The organism is Halomonas sp. ISL-56 (genome assembly GCF_018612805.1).
Classification (GTDB): domain Bacteria; phylum Pseudomonadota; class Gammaproteobacteria; order Pseudomonadales; family Halomonadaceae; genus Vreelandella.
On sequence record NZ_JAGGRO010000011.1, the window covers coordinates 505,455 to 531,579 of the forward strand.

A 26,125-nucleotide genomic window follows, 5' to 3' on the forward strand; every position below is an offset into this window, starting at 1 on the left:
ATAATCCCTGAACTCGCAACGTCTATCAGCGAGAAGATAATAGTGAGGTGAGTCATGACAACCAACCATTTCAGCCCTGAATGCCCGGAATGCAGCAGCCGTCTAAAACGCCTGCCCGCCACACGGCGTGGTCAAGCCCATGTGTTCTGTATGGATTGCGGACATGATTTTGGGCGCTTTGAATACCTCGTTGAGCGCTACCGCTTAGAGCTTGAAACACTGGAAGCCAAGCTAGGACTGCCGCCGACGGGAGCAGAAGAAACACCAGCGAGCACTGCTCAGCAGCACTCTTGAGGCTGATGAAACGGTTAACGGCGGCAAAAGCCGCCGTTAACGTGGACGCTATCTCTAAAACAAACACATACTTTGAATTAGTTGAGCCAAACCCGTGCATTACGGAATAGCCGTAGCCAAGCACCATCCTCGGCCCACTCTGCTGGGCGCCAGGAGTTGGTGATAGCGCGGGCGACACGCTCCGGATGAGGCATCATAATGGTCACCCGTCCATCCGGCGTAGTCAGCCCGGTAATGCCGGCAGGCGAGCCGTTGGGGTTAGCGGGATAACGGGTAGTTGCCTGGCCATAGTTATCGATGTAACGCAGGGCGATTTGGCTGCTCGACTGCATGCTGCGCAGATGCGCGCTGTCGCGGAACGCCGCCTGTCCTTCACCATGGGCCACGGCAATGGGCAGCTTTGAACCTTCCATACCGGCGAGCAGGATCGAGGGGCTCTTTTCAACCCGCACCATCGAAACCCGTGCCTCAAACTGCTCAGATTCGTTGCGTAAAAAGGTCGGCCAGTTTTCAGCACCGGGAATGAGCGTTTTCAACTGCGACAGCATCTGGCAGCCGTTACACACGCCCAACGAGAAGCTGTCGTCGCGGGCAAAGAACGCCGCAAATTGCTCCCGAGCGCGCTCGTTAAATAACACCGACTTGGCCCAGCCGCCGCCGGCACCCAGCACGTCGCCATAGGAGAAACCGCCACAGGCCACTAGGCCTTTGAACGCTTCCAAGGACACGCGCCCTTCAAGGATGTCACTCATATGCACATCCACTGCCTCAAACCCCGCTTTATCGAAAGCCCAGGCCATCTCCAACTGACCGTTAACGCCCTGCTCACGCAACACCGCCATGGCGGGCTTGGCGGTATTCACAAACGGTGCGCTGATATCGTCGTTGATATCAAAGGTCGGTGTGGCGGAGAGCCCCGGATCGCGGCTATCGAGCAGATTGTCGAATTCGTTTTTAGCGCATTCCGGGTTATCGCGCAGCGCCTGCATGCGGTAACTGGTTTCTGTCCAGGTGCGCTGGGTAAGTTGCCGCGTGGTTTCCAGCAGCGGCTCTTCGAACAGCGTGACGCGCACCTGGTCGTCATAGCGGGGACGGGCGATAACGCCGCAGGTTTCGATACCGGCCACGGCAAACTGCGCCAGCACTTCTTCGGTGTGTTGGCGATTGACCTGGATCACCGCGCCTAATTCTTCCGAGAACAGCGCGTTCAACGCCTCAACCGGCTCATCGATCATCCAGTCGAGCTTAATCTCAAGCCCGGCGTGAGCCGCAAAGGCCATTTCCAGCAGGGTGACGATCAATCCGCCGTCGCTGCGGTCGTGGTAGGCCAGTAGCTTACCGTCACGGTTAAGGCCCTGAATGACTTCGAAGAACGCCTTAATATCTTCCGGGTCATCCACATCCGGGCAGTCATTGCCTACTTGGCCATACACCTGGGCCAGAGCGGAGCCGCCCAAACGGTTCTGGCCGCTGCCTAAATCGATCAAAATCAGATCCGATTCATCTTGATCCAGGTTGATCTGCGGCGTCAGCGTTGCTAAAGCATCAGTCACCGGCGCAAAGCCGGTGACGACCAGCGAGAGCGGCGAGGTCACGCTCTTGTCTTCACTTTCACCTTGATCGCTTTCATCAACCCAGGCCGTGCGCATCGACATAGAGTCTTTGCCCACCGGAATGGCAATGCCCAGTGCCGGGCACATCTCCATGCCCACCGCGTAGACGGCGTCATACAACGCCTGGTTTTCACCTGGGTGGTCGGCAGCGCTCATCCAATTAGCGGAGAGCTTGATGTCGCTTAACTTGGCGATCGGCGCCGCGGCCAAGTTGGTAATCGCTTCGGCGACCGCCAAACGAGCGCTGGCCGCCGGGTTGATCAGTGCCACCGGCGGACGTTCGCCCATGGCCATGGCTTCACCGGCGTGGGTATCAAAACTTGCCGTAGTGACCGCTACATCGGCCACCGGCACCTGCCAAGGGCCGACCATTTGGTCGCGAGCCACCTGGCCGGTAATCGAGCGGTCGCCAATGGTAATCAGGAAGTTTTTAGAGGCCACCGTGGGTAGCCGCAGCACCCGGTCCAAGGCTTCGCGCAGGTCGAGGTTATCCAGCATCATGCCGGAAAGCGCCGGGTCGTGGCGCTCAAATTCGCGCTGCATTTTAGGCGCTTTGCCAAACAGTACGCTCATCGGCAAATCGACCGGCTTACTTTCAAAGTGACCGTCGCGCACTTCAAGGTGGTGTTCTTCCAAGGCTTCGCCGACGACCGCATAGGGGCAGCGCTCACGCTTACAAAGCGCGTCAAAAGTATCCAAATCCTCTGGCGCGACCGCAAGCACATAGCGCTCCTGGGCTTCGTTACACCAGATTTCCAGCGGGCTCATGCCCGGCTCGGCATTGGGTACCGCACGCAGATCAAAGCGGCCACCGCGATTACCGTCTTTGACCAACTCCGGCAACGCGTTGGAGAGTCCGCCCGCGCCCACATCGTGGATAAAGCGGATCGGGTTGTGATCGCCCAACGCCCAGCAGCGATCAATCACTTCCTGGGCGCGACGTTCGATCTCGGGGTTTTCACGCTGCACCGAGGCGAAATCCAGATCGGCACTAGAGGTGCCGGATGACATGCTGGAGGCGGCACCGCCGCCAAGGCCAATCAGCATCGCCGGGCCGCCCATCACAATCAGCTTGCCACCAACGGGGATATCGCCCTTCTGAACGTGGTGGGCACGAATATTGCCATAACCACCGGCGAGCATAATCGGCTTATGAAAGCCGCGCCGCTCGATACCGCCGTCGTTCAGCGACTCCTGCTCATAGGTGCGGAAATAGCCAGTTAAGTTGGGGCGACCAAACTCATTGTTAAACGCGGCGCCGCCGATGGGGCCGTCGAGCATAATGTTCAGCGCCGACTGCATGCGCTCGGGCTTGCCGTAATCAAACGCCTCCCAGGGCTGCACAAACTCCGGAATGCGTAAATTAGACACGGTATAGCCCGACAAACCGGCCTTGGGCTTACCGCCGATGCCGGTCGCGCCCTCATCGCGGATTTCCCCGCCGGAGCCCGTCGCCGCCCCCGGGAAGGGGGCAATCGCGGTGGGGTGATTATGGGTTTCTACCTTCATCAGGATATGAATAGGCTCCTGATGAGTGGCGTAGAGCGCACGTTCTTCGTCAGCGCCGGTCAACGGCGTGGCAAAGAAGCGCCCGGCTTGGCTGCCCTTGATGACGGCGGCGTTGTCGCTGTAGGCCGAGAGCACGTTATCCGGCGATGACGCAAAAGTATTCTTGATCATCTTAAACAACGAGTGACTCTGTGGTTCGCCGTCGATCACCCAGTCGGCGTTAAAGATTTTGTGACGGCAGTGCTCGGAATTGGCCTGGGCAAACATCATCAGCTCGACGTCACTGGGGTTACGCCCAAGCTCGTTGAAGGCATCAACCAGGTAATCGATCTCGTCTTCCGCCAGCGCCAGACCGAGTGCCTGATTGGCCGTCGCCAGGGCGTTCCGCCCGCCTTCCAAAATATCCACACTGCCCAGCGGTGCCGGGTCGTGCTGGGCAAACAGCTTAGCGGCGTCGGAGGCATCGGCTAGCACCGTTTCGGTCATCCGGTCGTGCAGCATTGCCGCCAGCGCGCTCAAACTCTCTTCATCTGGCATGGCGGTGACGCTTATGCGGTAATCGATGCCGCGCTCGATGCGGCTAATCTGACGCAGGCCGCAGTTATGGGCGATATCAGTGGCTTTAGACGACCAGGGAGATTGAGTACCTAAGCGTGGCACAACCAAAAAGCGCTGGGCATTATCGAGCACTTCCACACTCGTGTGAGCGCCGTAATCGAGCAGCTGAGCTAAGCGCTCGCGGGAGGCATCATCGAGCTCTTGGTGGTGTTCTTTGGTGTGCACATCAACAAAATGAACATAGTGGGCAGATAGCGCTTCCACCTCGGGCACACGTTCACGCAACACCGTTAGCAGCCGAGCATGACGGAAGGCAGAAAGGGCGGGCGCGCCTCGCAGTTCGAGCATATCCTGAAGCCTCTAGAGCAGGGAAATTCGAGCAGGGAAATCACCAGGCCGCAGTACGGCCGTGCTTTTTTAGTAACGGAAAGCCACTATGATACTGGAAACCAGCCGCCACACGAAATCAACAAGGTGACAGCCTGCTCCTGGCTGGGTATCGTGGCAGCTTGTTTCATGCCGACAAGACGCCATGCTGACGTTGATTTGCCGACATTTAGTAACCCGCGCCAGCGCTTATTATGCGCTGATCGCCGTTACGCTTTTGACTCTGGTACCTACCCTCTCCCTGGTTCCTCCCGGCGAGCATCTGATGCAGATCACTGCAAAAGATTTTATTACCGTTCACACCCGTAACACGCCCACCACTTACTACGAAGGTCGCCAAGGCCCTACCGGCTTTGAGTACGAGCTAATGCACCGCTTTGCCGACTACCTTGGGGTGAGCCTTAACCTTAACGCCCGCCATCACCCTGAAAGTGTGCTGCCAGCGGTACGTGAAAACGGCGATCTGGGGGCAGCAGCCCTCCCTCTACTGCCCAATACGCCAGGTATTTACTACACCCGGCCAATCATTCAGATGCAGCCACTTGTGGTATACCGGCGTGGACTGAACGGTATTAGTGAGCCAAGTGACCTCGTTGGCCTGGAGCTGGGTACACTTAGCAAAGCGGGCACCAGCGAAGCGCTGCGCGATCTGCAGGTTCGCCACCCTACCCTGAGCTGGAAAGAGTCCCATGAGCTGGAAGTCGCTGAACTGCTGGCGCGGGTTGAGAACGGCACCCTGGACGCAGCGGTTATTTTTGAGCACCAGTTTCGTTTAAACCGGCTGTTTTTCCCCAACGTTGAGCGTGGTTTTATCCTCGGCGACCCGCTCTCAATGGCCTGGGCCGTGCCCAGCGGTCGCGGCTTGGGTTTACTCGAGGCCGCTAATCGTTTTCTCCAAGACCTGCAGGAGAGCGGTACGCTTGATCGGCTAGTCAGCCGCTATTTTGGCCATGACGACTACTTAGAGTATGTCGGCACGCGTACTTTTCTTGATCACCTGGATGCACGCCTGCCCCGCTACACGGATCTATTCCAACAGTCTGCTCGGGAAACGGGGTTTGATTGGAAGCTGCTCGCTGCCGTGGGCTACCAGGAGTCTCACTGGGATCCTGACGCTGTTTCGCCAACGGGGGTGCGCGGCTTGATGATGCTGACCAACCCTACCGCTAGCGAGATGGGCGTCAGCGACCGTACCGATCCAGCCCAGAGCATTGATGGCGGCGCTCGCTATCTGCGCAGCATTAAAGACCGTTTGCCGGCAAGCATCACCGGTGATGACCGTCTATTCATGGCTATGGCTGCTTATAATGTGGGCCTAGGCCACTTATATGACGCTCGCAAGATTACAGAGATGCGTGGCGGCGACCCCGACAGGTGGGCTGATGTGCGCGCTGCGCTACCCCTGTTGCAACAGCGTGAATGGCATAGCCAAACACGCTATGGCTATGCCCGGGGTGGCGAGCCGGTGATATATGTACGCAATATCCGCCGCTACTACGAAATGATTGAGTATGTTGAGCGCAGCCGCCAACAGTTTTTCCAACTAGAACAAACGCCTGTCAACGATGATCCACTGCTATTGTTTGAGCTTGTGCCGCCGCTAAATTAACGTGAGGATGCAATGCCCTTTCTCATTGCCCGTGCTGCACATTGGCTACCGATTATTGCTGCCTGCTGTGCCGTTACACTTGTCGCTCTTCATCCTAATATTAGTTCTACCGCGCTGACGCTTGTGGCGCTTGCCCAACTGAGTACGCTTAAAGGCGTTCGTTGGCTCACTTGCCTGCTATGCGTTAGCGCTATTGGCCTACTGTTGCCAGGGCTTATTAGCTACCTGACCCCGGAAAGCTGGGTCACCACTGAGAGTTGGCAAACGCTGACCCATTGGGCGCAGCCCATAGCATTTGAAGGTTTCCGTGCACCGCTGTTAATGACACTGGCCCTTCAGTTGAGCGCGCTCGCGATACTGCTCCGTCAGCGTGCCCGTTTAGGCGCGCCACTACTGCTGCTCGCAGCCCTCCTACTGACGGGTTTACAGCTGATACCCAGCAGCCAAAATTTTGCACCGCTGCTGCGCTATACGGCCGACTGGCCTGGTCTGCTGACGTTAGGTCTATTACTGTTGTGCCAAAACCTGCTGTCAGTGCGCTACTGGCGCGGCAAACGCTATTTGACTAACGCGCTTTGGCCAGCCTGCGGACTGCTCATCGCGGTACTGCTACTCTGGGAAAAGCTGCACCATGAGGCCGAACAGACGCTCTATCACCAGGTTGTAGCACAAGCTCAGCAAGCCACTCACCAGCTCTCTTTTGAAATCGACACCCACTTAAATGCCATGCGCGGTTTCGCGCGTATTTGGCAACTACAGAGGTCGCTCCCAACCTACCAACAGTGGACAGACCAAGCGGCGGGTTACCGTCAGGACTTTGCCTATTTAATCAACATTGCCTTTATCACGCCTGATAGCGTCATAGACCACGTTTACCCCATTACCACGCTCAACTTAAGCCTCTTGGGACGACGCCTTTTTGACGTTCAACCGGCAGGGCGAGACGCGCTTGAACCAGCCCTCCGGGGGCAGCAAGAGGGCAGTACCGATGTTATTGAGCTACTCCAGGGTGATCCAGGCGTCATCCACTACTTCCCAGTACTTAATGCTGATGGCGTTCCTTTAGGCGCAGCAGCGATGGCGGTAAGCTTCCCTCTGTTTGCTGAAGCACTGTTTGCCCGACTTCCTGCCGAGGAAGGCGTTATTCGCTGGCATAACGGCACTCAGCTGCTAGCGCAACACGGCAACGCTACCCAACCAGGCCCCTGGGTGTTCGACTCTCAGGTAAATTTGTTGGATAAAACGCTCACGCTGTCCTATCAACCACGCTGGGAGTACCTGGCCAGCCAGCTCTCGCGGCTACCAACCATTAGCCTGGTCACCGGGTTAATCTTGACGTATTTACTCTATCTCGTGCTGTATACCTTTCAGCGTCTGGGGCATCAGCACAGCGCTATGCAAAACAGCAATGCCGTCCTGCAACAGGAAATACGCAAGCGCAGCAAGTTACAGCAGGAAGTTGAGTGGCTGGCACGCCACGATGAATTAACTGGGATTGCTAACCGTCGTCACTTTTTAGAACAGGTCGACGCCTTGCAGGAGGTACGCCCAATCAGCCTGGTGCTGTTCGATATCGACTATTTTAAACGGGTTAACGACCATTTAGGACACTTAGTCGGCGATGAGCATTTACACTTTTTTGCACAATTGGGTAAATCGCATATCGAATATCATGGCGGTATTTTCGCCCGTTACGGCGGTGAGGAGTTCGTCGCCTGGCTGCCTGACCACCCCCTACCCTCAGCGTTTAAGGTGGCGGACGAACTGCGTCAAAAGCTGGCCTCATCAAGCCTCTCCCATGCCGACGGCACACCACTCACGTTAAGCGCCGGGGTTGTCACTTTTGATTGCCCTGAAGACGTCGACCTAGCACGCATGATGCAAACCGCTGACGAAGCGCTCTACCACGCCAAACACAACGGGCGTAACCGGGTCGAGGGCGGTGAACTCAATACAACGGAAGATGCCTAGCGCTTACTGACCCGCCGACGCTCGCCGCGCGGCAAAAAAACGCTTTAGCAGTTTTTGCGAGGCCGAGGCCAGAACACCACCAGACACCTCTATCTGATGGTTAAACCACGGCTGCGCCAATAGGTTAGCTTTTGATTCAACCATGCCAGCTCGGGGCTCGGCGGCGCCATACACTAACCGCGCCAAGCGCGCGTGTATCATCGCACCTGCGCACATCATGCACGGCTCTAGGGTGACAAACAGCGTACAGCCCTCAAGCCGATAGTTACCCTGGCGCTTGCCCGCTTCCCGCAAGGCACGAACTTCCGCGTGGCCGCTGGGGTCGCAGCTAGCCACCGGCGCGTTACAACCTACGCCAATAATTTCCCCCTGCGCATCGACAACCACCGCCCCCACGGGCACTTCGCCTGCGGCAGCGGCCAAGTGGGCTTGGTCGAGCGCCCGGTACATGTAAAATTCATCGCTGCGCATAAACGTAAACTCCGCTAAGGTAGCTAAACGATCGTATGAAAGGCTTGTCCACTGCCGTAGCAAATCACTTTCATCGACAGCATTCGATTGAGACAGCCGCAAGGATACCGAGAATGACAGACGCGCTAAATAAACTGGTAGCGTTACTGGAGCTAGAAACACTGGAAGAGACGCTATATCGTGGCCAGAGTCAGGATTTAGGCTTTCCTCAGCTCTATGGTGGCCAGGTACTCGGCCAAGCGCTCGCAGCCGCGGCGCGTACAGTGCCTGTGGAGCGCCGGCCGCACTCTCAGCACGGCTACTTTCTACGCCCCGGTGACCCCCACCGTCCCGTTGTCTATCAGGTGGATACCATTCGCGATGGCGGTAGCTTCACGACTCGCCGCGTCACTGCCATTCAGAAAGGCCGGCCGATCTTCTTCTGCAGCGCCTCCTTTCAAAGTGAAGAAGCGAGCTTTAGCCATCAACGCGCCATGCCGAATGTGCCAACCCCCGAAGCGTTAATCGAAAGCGGCGAGGCCAAGCACGACCGCTTTCCCGGCCACCCGATTGAGTTTGTGCATCTACCCGGCAACCCCGGCAATGGCACGCCTGCAGGCCAATGCTTATGGTTTCGTCTTTCCGGCACGCTGCCAGACGACCCGGCATTGCACCGCCATCTGCTCTCTTACGCTTCTGACTTCAATTTACTGACCACCAGCCTGATTCCCCATGGTATTGAGTACCGCGACCCCAAACTGCGCATCGCCAGCCTTGACCATGCTCTGTGGCTCCACCAAGACACCCGTCTGGATGACTGGCTGCTATACGTTATCGACTCCCCTTGGGCAGGCGGTGCTCGCGGGCTGGCGCGGGGGCATATTTACAGCCGCGATGGCCGCTTAGTGGCCTCTACCGCTCAGGAAGGGCTGACGCGCTATTCAAAAGACTAAACAGGCAGTCTCTCAAAACACTTACGCCCGCAAGAAGCGGGCGTAAGTCAGCGAACAAGTTAGGGGGTTAGCCGCCGTAAACGTCGTTAATTGACTGCAGCGGGTAGTGCGCTGGGAATGGCTTACGCGCCACGCCAGAATCAACCGCGGCCTGGGCTACCGCCGAGGTAACCCGCGCCAGTAGACGAATATCGACCGGCGTGGGAATGATGTACTCGCGGCCAAAGCTCATTTCTGTACGCTCGTAGGCGTTGAGCACTTCCTGGGGTACCGGTTCACGGGCCAAGTCTTTCAGCGCATGCACCGCCGCTAGCTTCATCTCTTCATTGATGCGCGTGGCGCGAACATCCAAAGCGCCGCGGAAGATAAAAGGAAAGCCCAGCACGTTATTGACCTGGTTCGGGAAGTCCGAACGGCCGGTCGCCATGATCACATCCGGACGTACTGCACGAGCAACATCAGGGTGAATTTCTGGATCTGGATTGGTGCAAGCAAAAATCACCGGATCGGGCGCCATTTTCTTCACCTGCTCAGCGGACAGCAGCCCAGGGCCTGACAGGCCGATAAAGACGTCCGCGTTGTCGATGGCATCGTCTAAGGTGCGCATCTCGGTATCGCGGGCAAACTCGGCTTTATATTCGTTAATGCCCTCACGATCAGTGTGAATAACGCCACGCCGATCCAGCATCACCAGGTTATCTTTACTAGCGCCACATGAGATCAGCAGCCGCATGCAGGCAATCGCCGCCGCACCAGCGCCCATGCAAACAATTTTAACGTCTTCGATTTTTTTGCCAGCAATATCCAAAGCGTTCAGCATACCAGCCGCCGTGACAATCGCGGTGCCGTGCTGATCATCATGGAAAACCGGAATGCTGCAACGCTCAATTAGCGCCTTCTCGATCTCAAAGCACTCCGGCGCCTTGATATCTTCAAGATTGATGCCACCCCAGGTATCAGCAATGCGCGCGACGGTATCAATAAACGCCTGCGGGCTTTCTGCATCCACTTCGATATCCACGGAGTTGATGCCCGCAAAGCACTTGAACAGCACGCCTTTACCTTCCATTACCGGTTTGCTGGCCAACGGGCCTAGGTTACCCAGACCAAGAATAGCGCTGCCGTCGGTAATAACCGCGACCAGATTACCCTTGCCGGTATAGCGGTACGCATTTTCCGCATCCCGAGCAATTTCAAGCACTGGCTCAGCCACGCCTGGGCTATACGCCAACGCCAAATCCCGTGCAGTCGCGGTGGGTTTGGTCAACTCCACCGAAAGCTTACCGGGAATCGGTTTCGCGTGATAATCCAAAGCAGCCTGCTTATTTGCATCCGTCATGGTCAGAGTCCAGTTAACATAAAGTAGATAAGTCATTTCAGAATATAGAAAAAACCATAGCGCCTCAAGCGCGCCGTCAACTTACAACAAAACGCCCGTTTAACTGAATTATCCCTTCACATTCGTCACATTTAGCCATTATTTGCTGAAACTTATGCAAACAAGCCCTATCTATAACTGTTTGCTTATTGCTGTAGCGCAGCATTTATGAAAATTTATTCCATAAAACAAAAACCCACGCCGAGGCGTGGGTTTTGCGCGAGCTTAACCTGAACTTAACCTAAATAAGTACAGGCATGCTTGCGATATGGCTATCCGACTGGGATTAGCCGCGCTTAACAGCAGCGCCGAAACGCTTGTTGAAGCGCTCTACGCGGCCACCAGTGGTCGCTTGCTTCTGCTTACCAGTGTAGAACGGGTGGCAGTTGGAGCACACATCCAAGGAGAAGTCCTGACCAGAGGTCGTACCTACTTGGAAAGTGGCGCCGCAAGAACAGTTGGCGGTGACCGTGTTGTAATTCGGGTGAATACCTTGTCTCATCTCGAGCCTCACGAAGCTATATGCCGCCACCTGATCTCGTGCCAGGTACCGCATACGGGTTTGGAAAAAACGACTAACCGGTTAGCCGCCCTGTCGTTACGATAGTCTTTAGGGACACTTCCCAAAGAAAGAAAGATCGTTAAGATTTAGAGCGGTCGCATATTCTAGCAAAACTAACGCCGGAGGCCAATTGGCTGACTCTTTTTCTTCGCAGGCATCTTCGCAAAGACCGTCTCAAAGGCCTTATCTAAGACCTTCTCAAGCACTCGATCATGTGCTTAAGGTAGCTCTGCCCTCGCCGCTGCGCCGCCTGTTCGACTACCTGCCATCCAAGCACGCACCCTCCTGCGGCTGGCAGACGGGGCTGCGAGTGCGAGTGCCCTTTGGGCGTCGCGAAGTCGTCGGCGTGGTCGTTGAAATGGCCGACCATAGTGACCTGCCACACAGCCAGCTGCGTAGCATCAGTGAAGCACTGGATGATGCCCCGTTGCCGGAAGATTGGCTATGGCTATGCCGCTTCGCCGCCCGGTACTACCAGCACAGCCTGGGCGACACCCTGCACCACGCCATGCCCGCGCGACTGCGCCAGGGCCACCCGATGGCCGGTCGAACCCAAACCCTTTGGCTTGCCCAGGGCGAAGACGCCGAAGAAACACTCAGCCGAGCACCTAAACAAGCGGCGCTGCATGCACTGCTGCGCCAGCACCCCCACGGGCTGCCCGGGCGCGCGGTTAGCGCCCATGGTTTTGCCCGCGACCAGCTATTAGCGCTAGAGAAGAAAGGCTTAGCGACCAGCCAGGAACACATCCTGATGGCCCCAACGCCGCCCAGCGGCAACTTATTGGCAACCCCAGCGCTACCCCTTAACCGTGAGCAGGCAACGGCGCTGGCAGTACTGCACGAAAAGCTCGACAGCTACCACCCCTGCTTACTCGAAGGCGTCACCGGTAGCGGTAAAACCGAAGTCTATCTCCAACTGATTGAAGCCATCGCCGCTAGGGGCAAGCAGTCGCTGGTACTGGTGCCGGAAATTGGCCTCACCCCACAGACGCTTGCGCGCTTTAGAAGCCGCTTTCGCGTTCCCGTGGTGGCGCTGCATTCCGGCCTCACCGACCCCGAGCGGCTCGACGTGTGGGAAGCCGCCGCCAGCGGCCGGGCGCTGATTATTATTGGCACCCGCTCGGCGATTTTTACCCCGCTGGCCAATCCCGGCGCGATTATTGTCGACGAGGAGCACGACGGCTCCTACAAGCAGCACGATGGCTTGCGCTACCACGCCCGTGATTTAGCCGTAGCACGCGCCCACTACCATAAGATTCCGCTGCTAATGGGCAGCGCCACCCCCTCCCTGGAGAGCCTGCACCAGGCGCTTAGCGGCGCCTACCGCCATCTTCGCCTGACCCAGCGCCCCAGCCAGCACCCGCCAGCCAAGCTAGAGCTGATCGATCTACGCCATCAGCGTCGTCAGGGCGGCCTGCTACCCGGTGCCATTAAGGCGATTAAAAGCACCTTGAGCGCTGGCAAGCAGGTGCTGATTTTTATCAATCGGCGCGGTTTTGCGCCGACGCTTGCCTGCCACGCCTGCGGCTGGATGGCCGATTGCAATCAGTGTGACGCGCGCATGACGCTGCACCGCCAGCCACCGCTGCTGGCCTGTCACCACTGCGATAGCCGCCGTGCCCTGCCGGACGCTTGCCCCGAGTGCGGCAGCGGCGACCTACGCGCCTTGGGTAGCGGCACAGAACGCACCGAAGAGACGCTGCAAACGCTGTTTCCAAAAACGACTATCCACCGCATCGACCGTGACAGCACCCGACGGAAGGATAGCTTTGAGCAAGTGTTAAAAGAGATACAGCGCGGTGAGCCCTGCGTGTTGGTCGGCACTCAAATGCTTGCCAAAGGCCACCACTTGCCCCACGTTACTTTGGTGGTTGTCGTAAATGCCGACGGCGGATTGTATGCGGCAGATTTTCGCGCCCTCGAACATAGCGCCCAGTTGCTCGAACAGGTGGCAGGCCGTGCGGGGCGCGCCGCCCACCCTGGCCGTGTGCTGGTGCAAACCCTGCACCCCGACGACCCTCACTTGGGTCAGTTGGCCGAACATGGCTACGGGGCGCTGGCGCGCAACATGCTCGAAGAACGACGCATCGCCCAACTGCCGCCGTTCTGCTTTATGGCGTTGCTGCGCATCGAAAGCCCCAAAGAGGAGGCCGCTTTAGCGATGGCGCAACAGGCCGCCCAGGCCCTGCGCCAGTGGCTCAAAGAGTCCCGCGTAGCCACCCGCTGCCTAGGGCCAGTACCCGCGCCGATGGAAAGACGCCAGAACCGCTACCATTTACACGTTATGCTAGCCGCCGATAAACGCAGCCAATTACACCCCGCCGTTAGCTGGCTGGTGCAGTGGCTTGAAGCCAATCGCGAGGCGCGCAAGGTACGTTGGTCGATAGATATCGACCCACAAACACTCTCCTAGCACTGACTTACCATCACGCGGCTTTGAAACTGCGGCCCAATTGCCGATAATAGCCGCTTTAATCGACGCACCCTTATAGTTGCGCGTTAGCACACGCCGCCACCGACGACACCGGATACCTCAATGAAAGATACGATAGTTTCACTGCTCGAAGGCGCAGTTGCCGCGCTCAAGCACCAAGGCGTGCTGCCCAACGACCTTCAGCCCAGCATCAAAGTCGACCCGACGAAAGACAAGGCCCACGGCGATTACGCCACTAATCTGGCGCTAATGCTGGCCAAACCGGCTGGCAAAAACCCGCGTGAATTAGCCAATGCGCTGGTTGAAGCGCTGCCCGACAGCGACGCCATCCAAAAAACCGAAATTGCGGGCCCCGGCTTTATCAACTTTTTCGCCGCTGCCGACGCCGCGGCGCAAATCGTTGCCCAAGTGCTCGACTGCGGCGACACCTTTGGCCGCAGCATGGCGGGTAAAGGGGCAAAAGTTCAGGTCGAGTTCGTTTCCGCCAACCCCACTGGACCGCTCCATGTTGGTCATGGTCGCGGCGCGGCAATTGGCGACTGTCTCTGCCGCCTGCTCGAAGCCACCGGTTTTGATGTCACCCGCGAGTTCTACTACAACGACGCGGGCGCCCAGATCGCCAATCTGGCCCGCTCGGTGCAGGCGCGGGTAAAAGGCCTGGGCCCTGACGATGAAAGCTGGCCCGAAGATGGCTATCGCGGCGAATATATCGTCGATGTGGCCAACGACTACCTAGCAGGCAAAACGGTCAGCGCCGATGACCGCGAAGTCACCGCCAAAAAAGATCCTGACGATTTAGACGCCATTCAAGCGTTTGCCGTGGCGTGGCTGCGTCGCGAGCAGGATCTGGATCTCAAGGCCTTCGGCGTCGAGTTTGACGTCTATTTCCTAGAGTCATCACTCTACGAAGATGGCAAGGTAGACGCCACCGTTGAGAAGCTGGTGAGCGCGGGCCACACCTATGAAGATGACGGCGCCATGTGGCTACGCACCACCGACTTCGGTGATGACAAAGACCGCGTGATGCGCAAACGCGACGGCGGCTACACCTACTTCCTACCCGATGTGGCCTACCACCTGGACAAGTGGCAGCGCGGCTTCAAAACCGTGATCAACGAACAGGGCGCCGACCACCACTCCACCGTCACCCGCGTGCGCGCCGGTTTACAGGCGCTGGAGGTGGGCATCCCCAAAGGCTGGCCCGACTATGTGCTCCACCAGATGGTCATGGTCACCCGCTCTGGCGTCGAGGTGAAACTCTCCAAGCGCGCCGGTAGCTACGTCACCGTGCGCGACTTGATCGACGAAGTGGGCCGCGATGCCACGCGCTTCTTCCTCGCCGCACGCCGCGCCGACTCCCAGCTCACCTTTGATATTGACCTGGCCCGCTCCCAGTCAAACGACAACCCGGTTTACTACATCCAGTACGCCCACGCCCGGGTATGCAGCATGCTGCGCAAGGCCCAGGATGCCGACCAACCGTTTGATCACGCGCTGGCGCTGGCTAATCTTGCGCTACTCGACAGCGACCAGGAGAAAGCTGTGCTGAACCGTTTGGCGCGCTTCCCTGAAGTTGTTGAAACCGCGGCCAAAAATCGCGAGCCCCAGCAGGTTGCTCAGTATCTGCTTGATCTTTCAGGCGATTTCCACACCTGCTACAACGCCGTCAAAGTCATGGTCGAGGACGACACCCTACGCAATACGCGTTTGGCGCTGGGCCTCGCCACCCGTCAAGTGCTACGCAACGGGCTTGATTTAATGGGGGTTAGCGCCCCAGAGGAGATGTAAGCAATGGCTAGCCCGCGCAAAAAGCCCGCCCCTCGCCGCGGCGCCACATCGCAGCGCAAGTCCAATCGCAGTTCAGGCGGCGGCTTTCGCCTACCCGGCTGGCTGTGGGGCCTTGCTGGCATGGCCGCTGGTTTCTTTTTGGCGCAACACCAGCACGGTACCGCTCCCTGGCAAGAACAACCGAGTGACACGCCCCAAGCCACAGTGATGCCCAAACCCTCGGGCAGCGAAGAGCGCGCTGCCGCCCGGGAAACCGAGGAGGCCGCCGAGACGTCAATGCCGACGTTTGAGTTTTACACCCTGCTGCCGGAAACCGAGGTCATTGCCCCAGGCGTTTCGCTGCCGTCAAGCGTTGTGCGCCCAGAGGCGCCAGAACCCACAGCGGGTAGCGAAGCGGCCGCTGGCGCAGCAGGCGACGACCCTATCGCCCAGGTCATTGCCGCCAATACCCGGCCTGAGGATCAGGTGTCAGCAGCCCAAAAAAATGAAGCGGCCACCAACACCCCAGGGCGCTATATGCTTCAGGCGGCCTCATTTCGCAAAGCAAGCGACGCCGAACAGCTGCGCGGTCGACTGCGTAATTTAAGCCTGCTGGCAGAAATCAGCGAAGTACAGGCCGACGGCAATACCTGGCACCGCGTACAAGTAGGGCCTTACGAGGACACCCGTGAGCTGAACCGAGCTCAGGATTTAATGAATACCCAAGGTATCGAACCGCTGCTTATTCAACTGCAAAACTGATAATCCCCTGCTGAATACCCTGCGGGCGGTTGATTTTTTATCAGCCGCCCGCATTTTGTTGTGAATCGCTTTTTTTACGGCCGCCAGCAGCGGCCGATCAGTCATCGGGAGCACGCCTCCCCCCAAGGAATTATCTCCATGACCACCATTGTCTCTGTCCGCCGTGGTAACCAGGTCGCCCTCGCTGGCGACGGCCAAGTGTCGCTGGGCAATACCGTAATGAAGGGTAACGCCAGCAAAGTGCGCCGCCTCTATCGCGGCAAGGTACTGGCCGGGTTTGCCGGGGGCACCGCGGACGCCTTCACCTTATTTGAGCGTTTTGAAGCCCAGCTGGAAAAATACCAGGGCCATTTGACCAAGGCCGCCGTTGAGCTGGCCAAAGATTGGCGCACCGACCGGGCGCTGCGCCGCCTGGAAGCGCTGCTCGCCGTCGCCGATCATAGCGCCTCGCTGATCATTACCGGTAACGGTGACGTAGTCGAACCCGAGCGCGGCATTATTGCCATTGGCTCTGGGGGCAACTTCGCCCAGGCCAGCGCCCGAGCGCTACTGGAAAACACCGAACTTTCGGCGCGTGAAATTACCGAGAAGTCGCTTTCGATCGCTGGTGATATCTGTGTATTCACCAACCACCACGTGACCCTCGAAGAGCTGTCGATTGACGATCGCTAACCTGCGATCCCCAAACGCCGCTCACTGCACACTAAGGTTACTTATATGACTCAGATGACACCCCGCGAAATTGTTCACGCCCTGGATCAGTACATTATTGGTCAACAGGATGCTAAACGTGCCGTCGCTATCGCCCTGCGTAACCGCTGGCGCCGCATGCAGCTCGATGACGATCTGCGCCCGGAAGTTACGCCCAAAAACATTTTGATGATTGGCCCCACCGGTGTCGGTAAGACCGAAATTGCCCGCCGTTTGGCCAAGCTGGCCAAAGCGCCGTTTATCAAGGTTGAAGCGACCAAGTTTACCGAAGTTGGCTACGTAGGCCGCGACGTTGAGTCAATTATTCGCGACTTAATGGAAGCCGCCATCAAGATGGTACGCGAACAGGCCAAGGAAGAAGTCAGCCACCGCGCCGAAGATGCGGCTGAAGACCGCGTACTCGATGCCCTGCTACCGCCGCCACGGGGCCAGGAAGATAAGCCACGCGAAGACAGCGGCACCCGCCAAACCTTCCGCAAGAAGCTGCGCGAGGGCCATTTGGACGATAAAGAGATCGATATCGAGATCTCCTCCCAGGGCCCAGGCATCGATATCATGACCCCGCCGGGCATGGAGGAGATGACCAGCCAACTGCAGAGCATGTTCTCCAACATGGGCCAGCAGAAGCGTGAACACCGCCGTGTTACGGTGAAAGAGGCGCTGGTACTGCTGCGCGATGAAGAAGCCGGCAAACTGGTCAACGAAGAAGAGATCAAGGCCCGTGCGGTCTACTCGGTGGAACAACACGGCATCGTGTTCCTGGACGAGATCGATAAAGTCGCCAAGGGCAGCGGTCAATCCAGTGGTGGCGAAGTCTCCCGCGAAGGTGTTCAGCGCGACCTGCTGCCGCTGATTGAAGGCTCTACCGTGTCAACCAAGTACGGCATGGTCAAGACCGACCATATCCTGTTTATCGCTTCTGGCGCGTTCCATCTGTCGCGCCCGTCGGATCTGATTCCTGAACTGCAGGGGCGGTTACCGATTCGCGTTGAGCTTGACGCGCTAACGCCCAACGATTTCAAACGCATCCTTACCGAGCCTTCCGCGTCGCTGACCAAGCAGTATCAGGCGCTGCTGGCCACCGAAGGGCTCGACATTGAGTTCACTGCCGATGGTATCGAGCGTATCGCCCAGATCTCCTGGCAGGTTAACGAAGGCACCGAGAATATCGGCGCCCGCCGCCTGCACACGGTAATGGAGCGGCTGTTGGAAGAAGCCTCTTTCAGGGGCGGCGATATGGATAGCCCGCTGGTCATTGATGGCGACTACGTCAATGCCCAGCTTGGCGAACTGGCGGTCGACGAAGATCTATCGCGGTATATTTTATAAGCTGCGCCTCGCGTTATTATCAGCACTGGTATAGTCAGCATTGGTATAGCCAGCAACAGCAAGCCCGCTCTCTGCGGGCTTGCTGCTATGTCAGTCGCTTCTATGACACTGAGCGATGAGGTCTCATTATGAATGCCCCTACCCCCACTCGGGTTCACTACCATAAGCAGGCCCGCGAGTTGGAACTTGGCTACGCCAGCGGCGAAAACTACCGGCTGCCGGTAGAGTTACTGCGTGTCTATTCACCTTCTGCCGAGGTGCGCGGTCACGGCGGCGACACGGCGGTACTGCAAGTGGGTAAAAAAGATGTCGGCCTGCAAAATATTACCCAGGCAGGCAACTACGCGCTGAAACTGCACTTTGACGATGGTCACGACAGCGGGCTGTTCAGTTGGAACTACCTGTTTGATCTCGCTTGCCACCAAGAGGCCTACTGGAACAATTACTTGCAGCGCTTAGAAGAAGCCGGTGCCTCGCGAGAGCCTGCCAGTATTCAATTCAAGCAGCTGTGACCGCACGCCTCAGACAAGACGAAGACAAGTCAGGGTGGAGAAGGCTACAATGACGCTAACTTTTTAATCGCGTCGGCCCATGGGTCAAAAGACTGACGGTCGATTTGCCACCGCCTCGAATTCGGGAGCTACTGCCCAATGAGCCCCACAGAAAAACGCACTACTGACTTTGGTTTTCAGGAAGTCCCTGTTGATGAAAAAGCCTCGCGAGTGGCTGATGTCTTCCACTCGGTAGCTGCCCGCTACGATGTAATGAACGACCTGATGTCCATGGGCATCCACCGGATATGGAAGCGCATGACCATCGAGCGTGCAGGCGTGCGCCCCGGTCACCACGTGCTGGACATCGCCGGCGGCACCGGGGATTTAACCCTTAAGTTTTCTCGTTTGGTTGGCCCCCGGGGCAAAGTCGTACTCGCCGACATCAATGCCTCGATGCTCAAAGTAGGCCGCGACAAGCTGATGGATAACGGTGTAGGCGGCAACGTTGAGTATGTGCAAGCCAATGCCGAAAGCCTGCCGTTTCCTGACAACAGCTTCGACTGCATCACCATTGCCTTTGGCCTGCGCAACGTCACCGACAAGGACGCCGCACTGCGTTCCATGACTCGCGTGCTCAAACCCGGCGGACGCTTGTTGGTACTGGAGTTCTCCAAGCCCAACAACCCGCTGCTATCCAAAGCTTACGACGAATACTCCTTCCGCCTGCTGCCCAAAATGGGCGAACTGGTGGCGGGCGATGGCGATAGCTATCGTTACCTGGCGGAGTCGATTCGCATGCACCCGGATCAGGAAACGCTCAAAGCCATGATGGAAGATGCAGGGCTCGAGCGGGTCGAGTACACCAACCTGACCGGTGGTATCGTGGCCCTGCACCGCGGCATTAAGCTATGATTTTTGTTGCTCTGATTTTTGGTGCCCTGATTTTGTGTGCTCTGACGTTTTGTGCCCTGACATTCACTGCCAAGAGGTCAGCATGCTGGTAACCCCGACCCTGCTGCTGGCCGGTTGTGAACGCACGCTCAATGCCCTACTCGCCCGTGATCCGGCGGCGCCTGCACGGCTGGCCCAGCTGGCAGGCAGTCGATTACTGGTGCGCCTGGAGCAGCCTCATTTAGCGCTGGTCATTCACTATCATCACGCCGGGCTCGACCTGATGCGCGGCGATGACGTTGATGAAACCGACGTAGACGCCGTGGTCGAACTCACCCCAGAAACGTTTTCAGAGTGGCTCAGCGGGGCGTCGGTTGAACGTCTTATGTTTGACGGCAAGCTAGCCGTGCGCGGGCGTATTCATCTGCTTGAAGCCACCCGCGACCTGCTCCTCGATCTGGACATCGACTGGGAAAACGAGCTGGCCCGCTGGTTAGGCGATATGCCCGCCCACTCCTTGGCCGAAGGCCTGCGCCGTGCTGCCCGCTGGGGTCTACGTACCAAAGACGAGCTAATGCAGGATGTATCTGAATATGTCTTTGAAGAGGCCCGCCTGCTACCCGGACGACAGCAGCGTAACCTACTCCGCGAGCATCTTACTGAGCTGGAGGTGGCGACCGACCGTTTAGAAGCGCGCCTAAACCGCTTAGAGCGACGACTGGAGCAGCGCCAGCCCGCCTCACAGGAGTCGCGCCCATGAGTCTGCGCCTGCTGCGGATAAGCTGGGTGATCAGCCGCCACCGACTGGACACACTGCTGCCGTTAGAGCGGCTGCCCTGGTGGCTTCGAGCGCTGCTATGGTTCTCTCCACTCCGCTTGGTGCCTGTTGGCAAACGCTCACGGGGAGAACGTCTGCGATTGTCGCTAGAGGCACTAGGCCCGATTTTTATTAAATTCGGCCAAATGCTCTCGACCCGTCGCGATTTGCTACCAGCAGACATCGCCGATGAGCTGAAACGCCTGCAAGATCAAGTCCCGCCTTTCCCTGGCGAGCAAGCCGCCGCCCGGGTCGAGAAAGCGCTGGAAATGTCGCTGGAAGAGGCCTTTGCTGAGTTTGACCGAGTGCCATTGGCCTCGGCCTCAATTGCCCAGGTACACGCAGCAACGCTGCACGGCGGTGAAGACGTAGTGGTGAAAATTATTCGCCCCGGCATTGATCGCGTGATGCGCCAAGATATGGCGCTGATGTATCAAGTCGCCAAATTATGCTCCAAAATCCCCGAGGCGCGTCGCCTGCGCCCGGTAGAAGTTATTCGCGACTACGAAGCTACGCTGTTTGACGAGCTGGATCTTTATAAAGAAGCCGCCAACACCTCGCAGCTCAAACGTAACTTCAAAGACTCACCGCTGCTGTTTGTCCCCACCATCTATTGGCCCTTCATCCGCCGCCACGTGATGGTGCAAGAGCGCATCCGCGGTATTCCAGTCGCCGACTTGGACACCCTGGTTGCCAGGGGCACCAACCTGAAAAAGCTCGCCGAGCGCGGCGTTGAGCTGTTCTTTACCCAGGTATTCCGTGACAACTTCTTTCACGCCGATATGCACCCTGGCAATATCTTCGTCAACTGTGACAACCCCGAAGATCCTCAGTACATTGCCATCGACTGCGGCATTGTGGGCAGCCTGACGCGGGAAGACCAGGACTACCTGGCGCGCAACCTACTGGCGTTTTTCCATCAGGACTATTACGAAGTGGCCGCGCTGCATATTGAATCTGGCTGGGTGGGCGAAAACACCCGCGCCAATGAGTTCGCGGCGGCTATTCGCACCGTTTGTGAGCCCATTTTAGAGAAGCCGTTGAAAGATATCTCCTTCGGTCAGGTCTTGCTGGGACTGTTTCAAACCGCGCGGCGCTTTAATATGGAAGTACAGCCGCAGCTGGTACTGTTGCAAAAAACGCTGCTCAATATTGAAGGCTTGGGGCGCCAGCTCTACCCTGATCTAGACCTGTGGAGCACCGCCAAACCCTATTTAGAACAGTGGATGAAAGAGCGTGCCGGGGTCAGCGGGTTATGGGAGTCGATAAAGCGTCAAGCGCCGGAGCTTTCCCACCAGTTGCCCGAACTGCCCGGACTGGCTCACCAGGCGCTCAGCCGAATGGAGCACGAGCATCGCCAGCGCTACCAGCAGGTCGACTCGATCAACGCCATGCGCGTGCAAATGGCGCGGCAAGGCAAACGCCTTTACCGCCTACGGCTTGGCTTGATTCTACTGGCGTTGGCACTAGCATGGCAGCCGTTAAGCGGTTGGATTGCGCTTCAGGAGTGGCCGATACTAGCGGCCGCCGCCATCGGGCTCCTGCTGTTGGTATGGCAGTAAGCCTGCGCGGTACATCTATCTGCAGATCAACAGAGCGGCGCATTAAACGTTTACAAGGATTCCCATGGACAGCAACGCATTATCGCCTAACAATTCGACTCGCCATACCGATGTGCTGGATACGCTCAATGAGGTATTAAAGCAGCGGCGCCACGCCGCGGCGGAAGATTCTTATGTTGCCTCCTTGCATCATAAGGGCTTGAACAAGATACTCGAAAAGGTTGGCGAAGAAGCAACGGAAACAGTGCTAGCAGCAAAAGATGCCGAGCACGGCAGCGAGGCTGAACGCCAAGCGTTGATTTCTGAAACCGCCGACCTATGGTTTCATAGCCTGGTGATGCTGTCGCACCTGGGGATGGATCATCAGGCTGTATTAGACGAACTGGCCAGGCGCTTTGGCATTTCCGGACACGCGGAAAAAGCCTCCCGCCAGCCATAGCTTTTGCATCGCTGTAATAGAATTAGTGGTAAAAGGGATAGTGGTAAAAGAGAGTGGTAAAAGAGACAGTTAACCATCCGTGAGGAAACGCATATGTTAGGTGGTATTAGTATTTGGCAGTTGCTGATTGTGCTGGGCATTATCATCCTGGTTTTCGGCACCAAAAAACTGCGCAACGTGGGCACCGACCTGGGCGGGGCGGTCAAGGGCTTCAAAAAAGCCATGCACGACGAGGAGAAAAACAAAGAAGCTGATAAAGAAGACGCTGACCAATCCCATGCCAAAGTGAGCCATGAAGAGCCCGGCAACACTTATGACGTTAAAGCCGAAGAGAAACAGGCCGCAAGCGACCGCAACGAAGAGCGCAAATAAACCATGCTGGATATCGGCTTTCTTGAACTGATGCTGATTGGTATCGTCGGGCTGCTGGTGCTTGGCCCGGAGCGGCTGCCCCGTGCTGCCCGAACGACGGGTATGTGGATTGGCAAAATTAAGCGCACGGTATCCGGCATGCAGCGTGAAATCAGCGCCCAGTTGGAAGCAGAAGAGCTGCGTCAAAAACTCAACGAACAGCAGAAGAAGCTCGATGACAGTTTGCAGAAAGCGAAGCTGGATGTAGAGAGCATTGCCGATGCCCCCGCCGGTGCTAATGCTAAAAAGGCAGAAACGCCACCGGCCAAAGCAGCGCAGAGCGATACTGAACAGCGGGTTGCCAAGGCTAGCGCTCGATTGGATGACGCCCTACAAACGGTGCGTGAAGAAACGCCTTCGCCGTCTTCCGCCCCGGCAGCGCCCTCCCGCCAGGCCGGATCAGAAACGGCTAAACCTGAATCAGCTGCACCTAATAAGGCTGAATCTGAAAAGGATCGTAATCACCAATGAGTATGTCTGGCGATTCAAAGGAGCCGCAGGAAGAACACAGCCAAGCCCCCCTGATTGAGCACCTGATTGAGCTACGCTCACGGCTAATGCGGGCCGTGATTGTGATTTTGGTGGTCTTCTTGGGCCTCTACTCCTTTGCCAATGATATCTATACGTTTGTTGCCGAGCCGTTAATGGCGCTACTGCCTGAAGGCTCGCAAATGATCGCCACGGAAGTCGCTTCGCCATTCTTGGCGCCATTCAAGCTTACCCTGGTGGTGGCGGTGTTTATCGCTATTCCCTTCGTACTGCACCAAGCCTGGGCGTTTATCGCCCCGGGGCTTTACGATAATGAGAAAGCGCTGGCGGTGCCGATTCTGGTTTCAAGTATTGCGCTGTTCTACGGCGGCGCGGCGTTTGCTTACTACGTGGTGTTTCCGCTGCTCTTTGAGTTTTTCACCCAAACCGGGCCGGAAAATGTCGCTGTCATGACCGACATTAACCAGTATCTGAACTTCGTGCTTAAGCTGTTTTTTGCCTTTGGCGTAGCGTTTGAAATTCCCATTGCGACTTTCTTGCTTATCCTCTCTGGCGCTACCACAGTAGAGAGCCTGTCTAAAAAGCGCCCTTATATTCTGCTAGGTTGCTTCGTGGTCGGCATGCTACTCACCCCGCCGGACGTGATTTCTCAGAGCCTGCTGGCGATTCCGATGTATCTGCTGTATGAAGTTGGGCTGCTGTTTGGCCGCCTGGTGCGCAAACGCAAACAAGAGCAAGAGACTGCTGAAGATCAAGAAGCCGACGTATAGCGCTGGCAATTGGCTGATGAATAATTAAAAAAGCCGCCGCCATCAATGATGGCGGCGGCTTTTAAATGGCTCACAGTTATTTAAGCAGTGGTTAAATCCATCATTTCATTGATGCGGTCTACCAGTTTAAAGATACCGGTTGCGGCCTCGCTAATTCGCGTTGCTAACATATAGGCTGGGGTAGTTACCACGCGGTGTTCAATATCCACCACGATATCTTCTACCCCACAACTCCGGTGAAGCCCGCCCATGGCACTAATCGCCCCAGAAACCGCTGGGTCATTGCCCACCGTCACCGCGATGCCATCATCGAACAGCCGGGGCACGATGACGGGCGCAATACACATCAAACCAATCGGCTTATTTTCTTGCCGGAAGCCGGTCAGCGCCTCTTTTAAGACCTCTAACACCTGCATACTGTCACCGGCGCTGGCAAAGTCCGACAGGTTCTTGGCGACGCCAAAACCACCGGGGACAATGACCGCATCAAAATCATCCGCCACTAACTCGTCCAATGGACTAATGTCGCCCCGCGCCAGGCGGGCAGACTCTAGCAGAACGTTACGCTGCTCGCCCTCAACGACGTCTTGGGTGAGGTGATTAACCACATGGTGCTGCTCAATGTCCGGGGCAAAACAACGGTAATCTATCCCCAACTGATCCAGGCGCAGCAGCGTCAGCGTGGTCTCATAAATTTCCGAGCCATCGTAAACGCCGCAGCCGGCTAAAATCACTGCCACCTGTTTGGTCATGCCTATCTCCTTATCCCAGGGTCTGCCGAACGCAATACAGCAAAGCAATCGTCCACTTTAGTCAGTCTGTCGTATTGTCACAAGGCGGCTTTCGCCGCAAGGCATGGCTGATATACTTCCTTCAGGCCTTCGAGCATGTTTATTTACGATCCTTAATGTTCGCGTTACCTGTTTTTATGACTTCTAATGGAGAGCTCCCTTGAGTACACCCACTGCCCGTCATTTTCCCGCCACGCGTATGCGCCGTATGCGCCGCGATGATTTTTCACGCCGGTTGATGCAGGAGAACAGCCTAACCCCATCCGACCTAATTCTGCCGGTGTTTGTGTTAGAGGGAGAAAATCAGCGCGAAGCCATCGCCTCCATGCCCGGCGTTGAGCGGCTCTCGATCGACCTGTTGATCGAGCAAGCCCGCGAGGCATATGCACTGGGCATCCCGGCGCTGGCGCTGTTTCCTGTGGTCGGGCCTGAGCACAAGAGTGAGCTTGCCGAAGAGGCCTATAGCGCCAGCGGTTTAGTCCAGCGCAGCGTACGCGCTCTTAAAGAAGCCCTGCCAGACTTAGGTATTATCACAGATGTGGCCCTTGACCCTTATACCAGCCACGGCCAGGACGGTATTCTTGATGAGCACGGCTACGTGCAGAATGACCGCACGGTAGACACGCTGCTTAAACAAGCGCTTTCCCATGCCGAAGCCGGTGCCGACGTGGTCGCCCCTTCCGATATGATGGATGGTCGGATTGGCGCAATTCGCCAAGTACTCGAGCAAGAACACCTGCACAACGTACGTATTATGGCCTACAGCGCCAAGTACGCGTCACACTACTATGGCCCTTTCCGGGATGCGGTCGGTTCAGCTGCCAACTTGGGCAAAGCAGACAAACGTACCTATCAAATGGATCCCGCCAATAGCGATGAAGCGCTGCACGAAGTGGCCATGGATATCGCCGAGGGCGCCGATATGGTAATGGTCAAACCCGGCATGCCCTACTTGGATATCGTGCGCCGGGTAAAAAGCGAACTGCAGGTACCCACCTTCGCCTACCAGGTCAGCGGCGAGTACGCCATGCACCGCGCCGCTTTCGATAACGGCTGGTTGGCAGCGGAGCCAGTGATACTAGAGTCGTTGATGTGTTTCAAACGGGCAGGCGCGGATGGCATTCTGACCTACTTTGCCCTCGACGCCGCGCGTTTACTCCAGCAACGCTAACCA

Annotated in this window: 23 protein-coding genes; 18 read left to right on the forward strand and 5 right to left on the reverse strand. The window is 57.2% G+C overall.

Annotation, left to right across the window (positions count from 1 at the left end; all coding sequences use genetic code 11):
- Positions 1–54: 54 nt before the first annotated feature.
- Positions 55–294 carry a hypothetical protein gene (locus tag J7J49_RS10260; protein ID WP_064234153.1) on the forward strand — a complete coding sequence of 80 codons (240 nt, stop codon included), beginning with the start codon at positions 55–57 and terminating at the stop codon, positions 292–294.
- Positions 295–371: 77 nt separating this feature from the next.
- On the opposite strand, the gene purL is transcribed toward J7J49_RS10260, so the two are convergent.
- Positions 372–4,322, reverse strand: coding sequence for a phosphoribosylformylglycinamidine synthase (gene purL, locus J7J49_RS10265; RefSeq protein ID WP_215092284.1), 3,951 nt, complete (start codon positions 4,320–4,322; stop codon positions 372–374).
- A 184-nt stretch (positions 4,323–4,506) separates the two neighbouring features.
- Between purL and mltF the strand changes: the two genes are divergently transcribed.
- Complete coding sequence (gene mltF, locus J7J49_RS10270) at positions 4,507–5,970, forward strand: membrane-bound lytic murein transglycosylase MltF (RefSeq protein ID WP_064234151.1); 1,464 nt, start codon at positions 4,507–4,509, stop codon at positions 5,968–5,970.
- A gap of 12 nt (positions 5,971–5,982) precedes the next feature.
- Positions 5,983–7,941 carry a sensor domain-containing diguanylate cyclase gene (locus J7J49_RS10275; protein WP_215092286.1) on the forward strand — a complete coding sequence of 653 codons (1,959 nt, stop codon included), beginning with the start codon at positions 5,983–5,985 and terminating at the stop codon, positions 7,939–7,941.
- 3 nt (positions 7,942–7,944) lie between these two features.
- Here J7J49_RS10275 and tadA read toward each other — a convergent pair whose 3' ends face one another.
- The gene (gene tadA / locus J7J49_RS10280; protein WP_064234149.1) at positions 7,945–8,412 is read right to left on the reverse strand and encodes a tRNA adenosine(34) deaminase TadA; all 468 of its coding nucleotides are present in this window, start codon (positions 8,410–8,412) and stop codon (positions 7,945–7,947) included.
- 113 nt (positions 8,413–8,525) lie between these two features.
- Here tadA and J7J49_RS10285 point away from each other — a divergent pair, with 113 nt between their 5' ends.
- Positions 8,526–9,344, forward strand: a complete 819-nt coding sequence (locus tag J7J49_RS10285) for an acyl-CoA thioesterase (RefSeq protein ID WP_064234148.1) — start codon at positions 8,526–8,528, stop codon at positions 9,342–9,344.
- 67 nt (positions 9,345–9,411) lie between these two features.
- Here J7J49_RS10285 and J7J49_RS10290 read toward each other — a convergent pair whose 3' ends face one another.
- Together J7J49_RS10290 and rpmE are read right to left on the reverse strand one after the other, a co-directional pair.
- Complete coding sequence (locus J7J49_RS10290) at positions 9,412–10,683, reverse strand: malic enzyme-like NAD(P)-binding protein (protein WP_215092288.1); 1,272 nt, start codon at positions 10,681–10,683, stop codon at positions 9,412–9,414.
- A gap of 325 nt (positions 10,684–11,008) precedes the next feature.
- Positions 11,009–11,224 carry a 50S ribosomal protein L31 gene (rpmE, locus tag J7J49_RS10295; protein ID WP_064234439.1) on the reverse strand — a complete coding sequence of 72 codons (216 nt, stop codon included), beginning with the start codon at positions 11,222–11,224 and terminating at the stop codon, positions 11,009–11,011.
- Between the two features lie 274 nt (positions 11,225–11,498).
- Here rpmE and J7J49_RS10300 point away from each other — a divergent pair, with 274 nt between their 5' ends.
- From J7J49_RS10300 to tatC, 13 genes are all read left to right on the forward strand, one after another.
- Positions 11,499–13,697, forward strand: coding sequence for a primosomal protein N' (locus J7J49_RS10300; RefSeq protein ID WP_215092290.1), 2,199 nt, complete (start codon positions 11,499–11,501; stop codon positions 13,695–13,697).
- A 123-nt stretch (positions 13,698–13,820) separates the two neighbouring features.
- The gene (gene argS / locus J7J49_RS10305) at positions 13,821–15,506 is read left to right on the forward strand and encodes an arginine--tRNA ligase (RefSeq protein ID WP_215092292.1); all 1,686 of its coding nucleotides are present in this window, start codon (positions 13,821–13,823) and stop codon (positions 15,504–15,506) included.
- A 3-nt stretch (positions 15,507–15,509) separates the two neighbouring features.
- On the forward strand, positions 15,510–16,247 hold the full coding sequence (locus J7J49_RS10310; protein WP_215092294.1) for an SPOR domain-containing protein: 738 nt from the start codon (positions 15,510–15,512) through the stop codon (positions 16,245–16,247).
- A gap of 138 nt (positions 16,248–16,385) precedes the next feature.
- Positions 16,386–16,919 carry an ATP-dependent protease subunit HslV gene (gene hslV / locus J7J49_RS10315; protein ID WP_007113850.1) on the forward strand — a complete coding sequence of 178 codons (534 nt, stop codon included), beginning with the start codon at positions 16,386–16,388 and terminating at the stop codon, positions 16,917–16,919.
- Positions 16,920–16,964: 45 nt separating this feature from the next.
- The gene (hslU, locus tag J7J49_RS10320) at positions 16,965–18,287 is read left to right on the forward strand and encodes an ATP-dependent protease ATPase subunit HslU (protein ID WP_064234143.1); all 1,323 of its coding nucleotides are present in this window, start codon (positions 16,965–16,967) and stop codon (positions 18,285–18,287) included.
- A gap of 128 nt (positions 18,288–18,415) precedes the next feature.
- Positions 18,416–18,799, forward strand: a complete 384-nt coding sequence (locus tag J7J49_RS10325; RefSeq protein ID WP_215092296.1) for a gamma-butyrobetaine hydroxylase family protein — start codon at positions 18,416–18,418, stop codon at positions 18,797–18,799.
- A gap of 138 nt (positions 18,800–18,937) precedes the next feature.
- Positions 18,938–19,693 carry a bifunctional demethylmenaquinone methyltransferase/2-methoxy-6-polyprenyl-1,4-benzoquinol methylase UbiE gene (ubiE, locus tag J7J49_RS10330; RefSeq protein ID WP_064234141.1) on the forward strand — a complete coding sequence of 252 codons (756 nt, stop codon included), beginning with the start codon at positions 18,938–18,940 and terminating at the stop codon, positions 19,691–19,693.
- Positions 19,694–19,775: 82 nt separating this feature from the next.
- Positions 19,776–20,432 carry a ubiquinone biosynthesis accessory factor UbiJ gene (locus J7J49_RS10335; RefSeq protein WP_215092298.1) on the forward strand — a complete coding sequence of 219 codons (657 nt, stop codon included), beginning with the start codon at positions 19,776–19,778 and terminating at the stop codon, positions 20,430–20,432.
- Positions 20,429–22,051 (forward strand): ubiquinone biosynthesis regulatory protein kinase UbiB, encoded by a 1,623-nt coding sequence (ubiB, locus tag J7J49_RS10340; protein WP_215092300.1) that lies wholly within the window; start codon positions 20,429–20,431, stop codon positions 22,049–22,051. The genes J7J49_RS10335 and ubiB overlap by 4 nt, the downstream gene beginning before the upstream one ends.
- 64 nt (positions 22,052–22,115) lie before the next feature.
- Positions 22,116–22,490, forward strand: coding sequence for a phosphoribosyl-ATP diphosphatase (locus J7J49_RS10345; RefSeq protein ID WP_064234138.1), 375 nt, complete (start codon positions 22,116–22,118; stop codon positions 22,488–22,490).
- Positions 22,491–22,583: 93 nt separating this feature from the next.
- Complete coding sequence (gene tatA, locus J7J49_RS10350; RefSeq protein WP_215092303.1) at positions 22,584–22,862, forward strand: Sec-independent protein translocase subunit TatA; 279 nt, start codon at positions 22,584–22,586, stop codon at positions 22,860–22,862.
- 3 nt (positions 22,863–22,865) lie between these two features.
- Positions 22,866–23,372, forward strand: coding sequence for a Sec-independent protein translocase protein TatB (tatB, locus tag J7J49_RS10355; protein WP_215092305.1), 507 nt, complete (start codon positions 22,866–22,868; stop codon positions 23,370–23,372).
- Positions 23,369–24,160: a twin-arginine translocase subunit TatC gene (tatC, locus tag J7J49_RS10360; RefSeq protein WP_064234135.1), complete on the forward strand. Its 792-nt coding sequence runs from the start codon at positions 23,369–23,371 to the stop codon at positions 24,158–24,160. Before tatB ends, tatC begins: the two co-directional genes overlap by 4 nt.
- 80 nt (positions 24,161–24,240) lie before the next feature.
- Here tatC and elbB read toward each other — a convergent pair whose 3' ends face one another.
- On the reverse strand, positions 24,241–24,912 hold the full coding sequence (gene elbB, locus J7J49_RS10365) for an isoprenoid biosynthesis glyoxalase ElbB (RefSeq protein ID WP_215092307.1): 672 nt from the start codon (positions 24,910–24,912) through the stop codon (positions 24,241–24,243).
- Positions 24,913–25,111: 199 nt separating this feature from the next.
- Here elbB and hemB point away from each other — a divergent pair, with 199 nt between their 5' ends.
- Positions 25,112–26,122 carry a porphobilinogen synthase gene (gene hemB, locus J7J49_RS10370; RefSeq protein ID WP_215092309.1) on the forward strand — a complete coding sequence of 337 codons (1,011 nt, stop codon included), beginning with the start codon at positions 25,112–25,114 and terminating at the stop codon, positions 26,120–26,122.
- Positions 26,123–26,125: the final 3 nt, after the last annotated feature.

Excerpts from the sequence above, each read along its gene's own strand:
- J7J49_RS10260 (WP_064234153.1), top strand. The coding sequence starts at position 55 with ATGACAACCAACCATTTCAGCCCTGAATGCCCGGAATGCAGCAGCCGT.
- purL (WP_215092284.1), bottom strand. The coding sequence starts at position 4,322 with ATGCTCGAACTGCGAGGCGCGCCCGCCCTTTCTGCCTTCCGTCATGCT.
- mltF (WP_064234151.1), top strand. The coding sequence starts at position 4,507 with ATGCTGACGTTGATTTGCCGACATTTAGTAACCCGCGCCAGCGCTTAT.
- J7J49_RS10275 (WP_215092286.1), top strand. The coding sequence starts at position 5,983 with ATGCCCTTTCTCATTGCCCGTGCTGCACATTGGCTACCGATTATTGCT.
- tadA (WP_064234149.1), bottom strand. The coding sequence starts at position 8,412 with ATGCGCAGCGATGAATTTTACATGTACCGGGCGCTCGACCAAGCCCAC.
- J7J49_RS10285 (WP_064234148.1), top strand. The coding sequence starts at position 8,526 with ATGACAGACGCGCTAAATAAACTGGTAGCGTTACTGGAGCTAGAAACA.
- J7J49_RS10290 (WP_215092288.1), bottom strand. The coding sequence starts at position 10,683 with ATGACGGATGCAAATAAGCAGGCTGCTTTGGATTATCACGCGAAACCG.
- rpmE (WP_064234439.1), bottom strand. The coding sequence starts at position 11,224 with ATGAGACAAGGTATTCACCCGAATTACAACACGGTCACCGCCAACTGT.
- argS (WP_215092292.1), top strand. The coding sequence starts at position 13,821 with ATGAAAGATACGATAGTTTCACTGCTCGAAGGCGCAGTTGCCGCGCTC.
- J7J49_RS10310 (WP_215092294.1), top strand. The coding sequence starts at position 15,510 with ATGGCTAGCCCGCGCAAAAAGCCCGCCCCTCGCCGCGGCGCCACATCG.
- hslV (WP_007113850.1), top strand. The coding sequence starts at position 16,386 with ATGACCACCATTGTCTCTGTCCGCCGTGGTAACCAGGTCGCCCTCGCT.
- hslU (WP_064234143.1), top strand. The coding sequence starts at position 16,965 with ATGACTCAGATGACACCCCGCGAAATTGTTCACGCCCTGGATCAGTAC.
- J7J49_RS10325 (WP_215092296.1), top strand. The coding sequence starts at position 18,416 with ATGAATGCCCCTACCCCCACTCGGGTTCACTACCATAAGCAGGCCCGC.
- ubiE (WP_064234141.1), top strand. The coding sequence starts at position 18,938 with ATGAGCCCCACAGAAAAACGCACTACTGACTTTGGTTTTCAGGAAGTC.
- J7J49_RS10335 (WP_215092298.1), top strand. The coding sequence starts at position 19,776 with ATGCTGGTAACCCCGACCCTGCTGCTGGCCGGTTGTGAACGCACGCTC.
- ubiB (WP_215092300.1), top strand. The coding sequence starts at position 20,429 with ATGAGTCTGCGCCTGCTGCGGATAAGCTGGGTGATCAGCCGCCACCGA.
- J7J49_RS10345 (WP_064234138.1), top strand. The coding sequence starts at position 22,116 with ATGGACAGCAACGCATTATCGCCTAACAATTCGACTCGCCATACCGAT.
- tatA (WP_215092303.1), top strand. The coding sequence starts at position 22,584 with ATGTTAGGTGGTATTAGTATTTGGCAGTTGCTGATTGTGCTGGGCATT.
- tatB (WP_215092305.1), top strand. The coding sequence starts at position 22,866 with ATGCTGGATATCGGCTTTCTTGAACTGATGCTGATTGGTATCGTCGGG.
- tatC (WP_064234135.1), top strand. The coding sequence starts at position 23,369 with ATGAGTATGTCTGGCGATTCAAAGGAGCCGCAGGAAGAACACAGCCAA.
- elbB (WP_215092307.1), bottom strand. The coding sequence starts at position 24,912 with ATGACCAAACAGGTGGCAGTGATTTTAGCCGGCTGCGGCGTTTACGAT.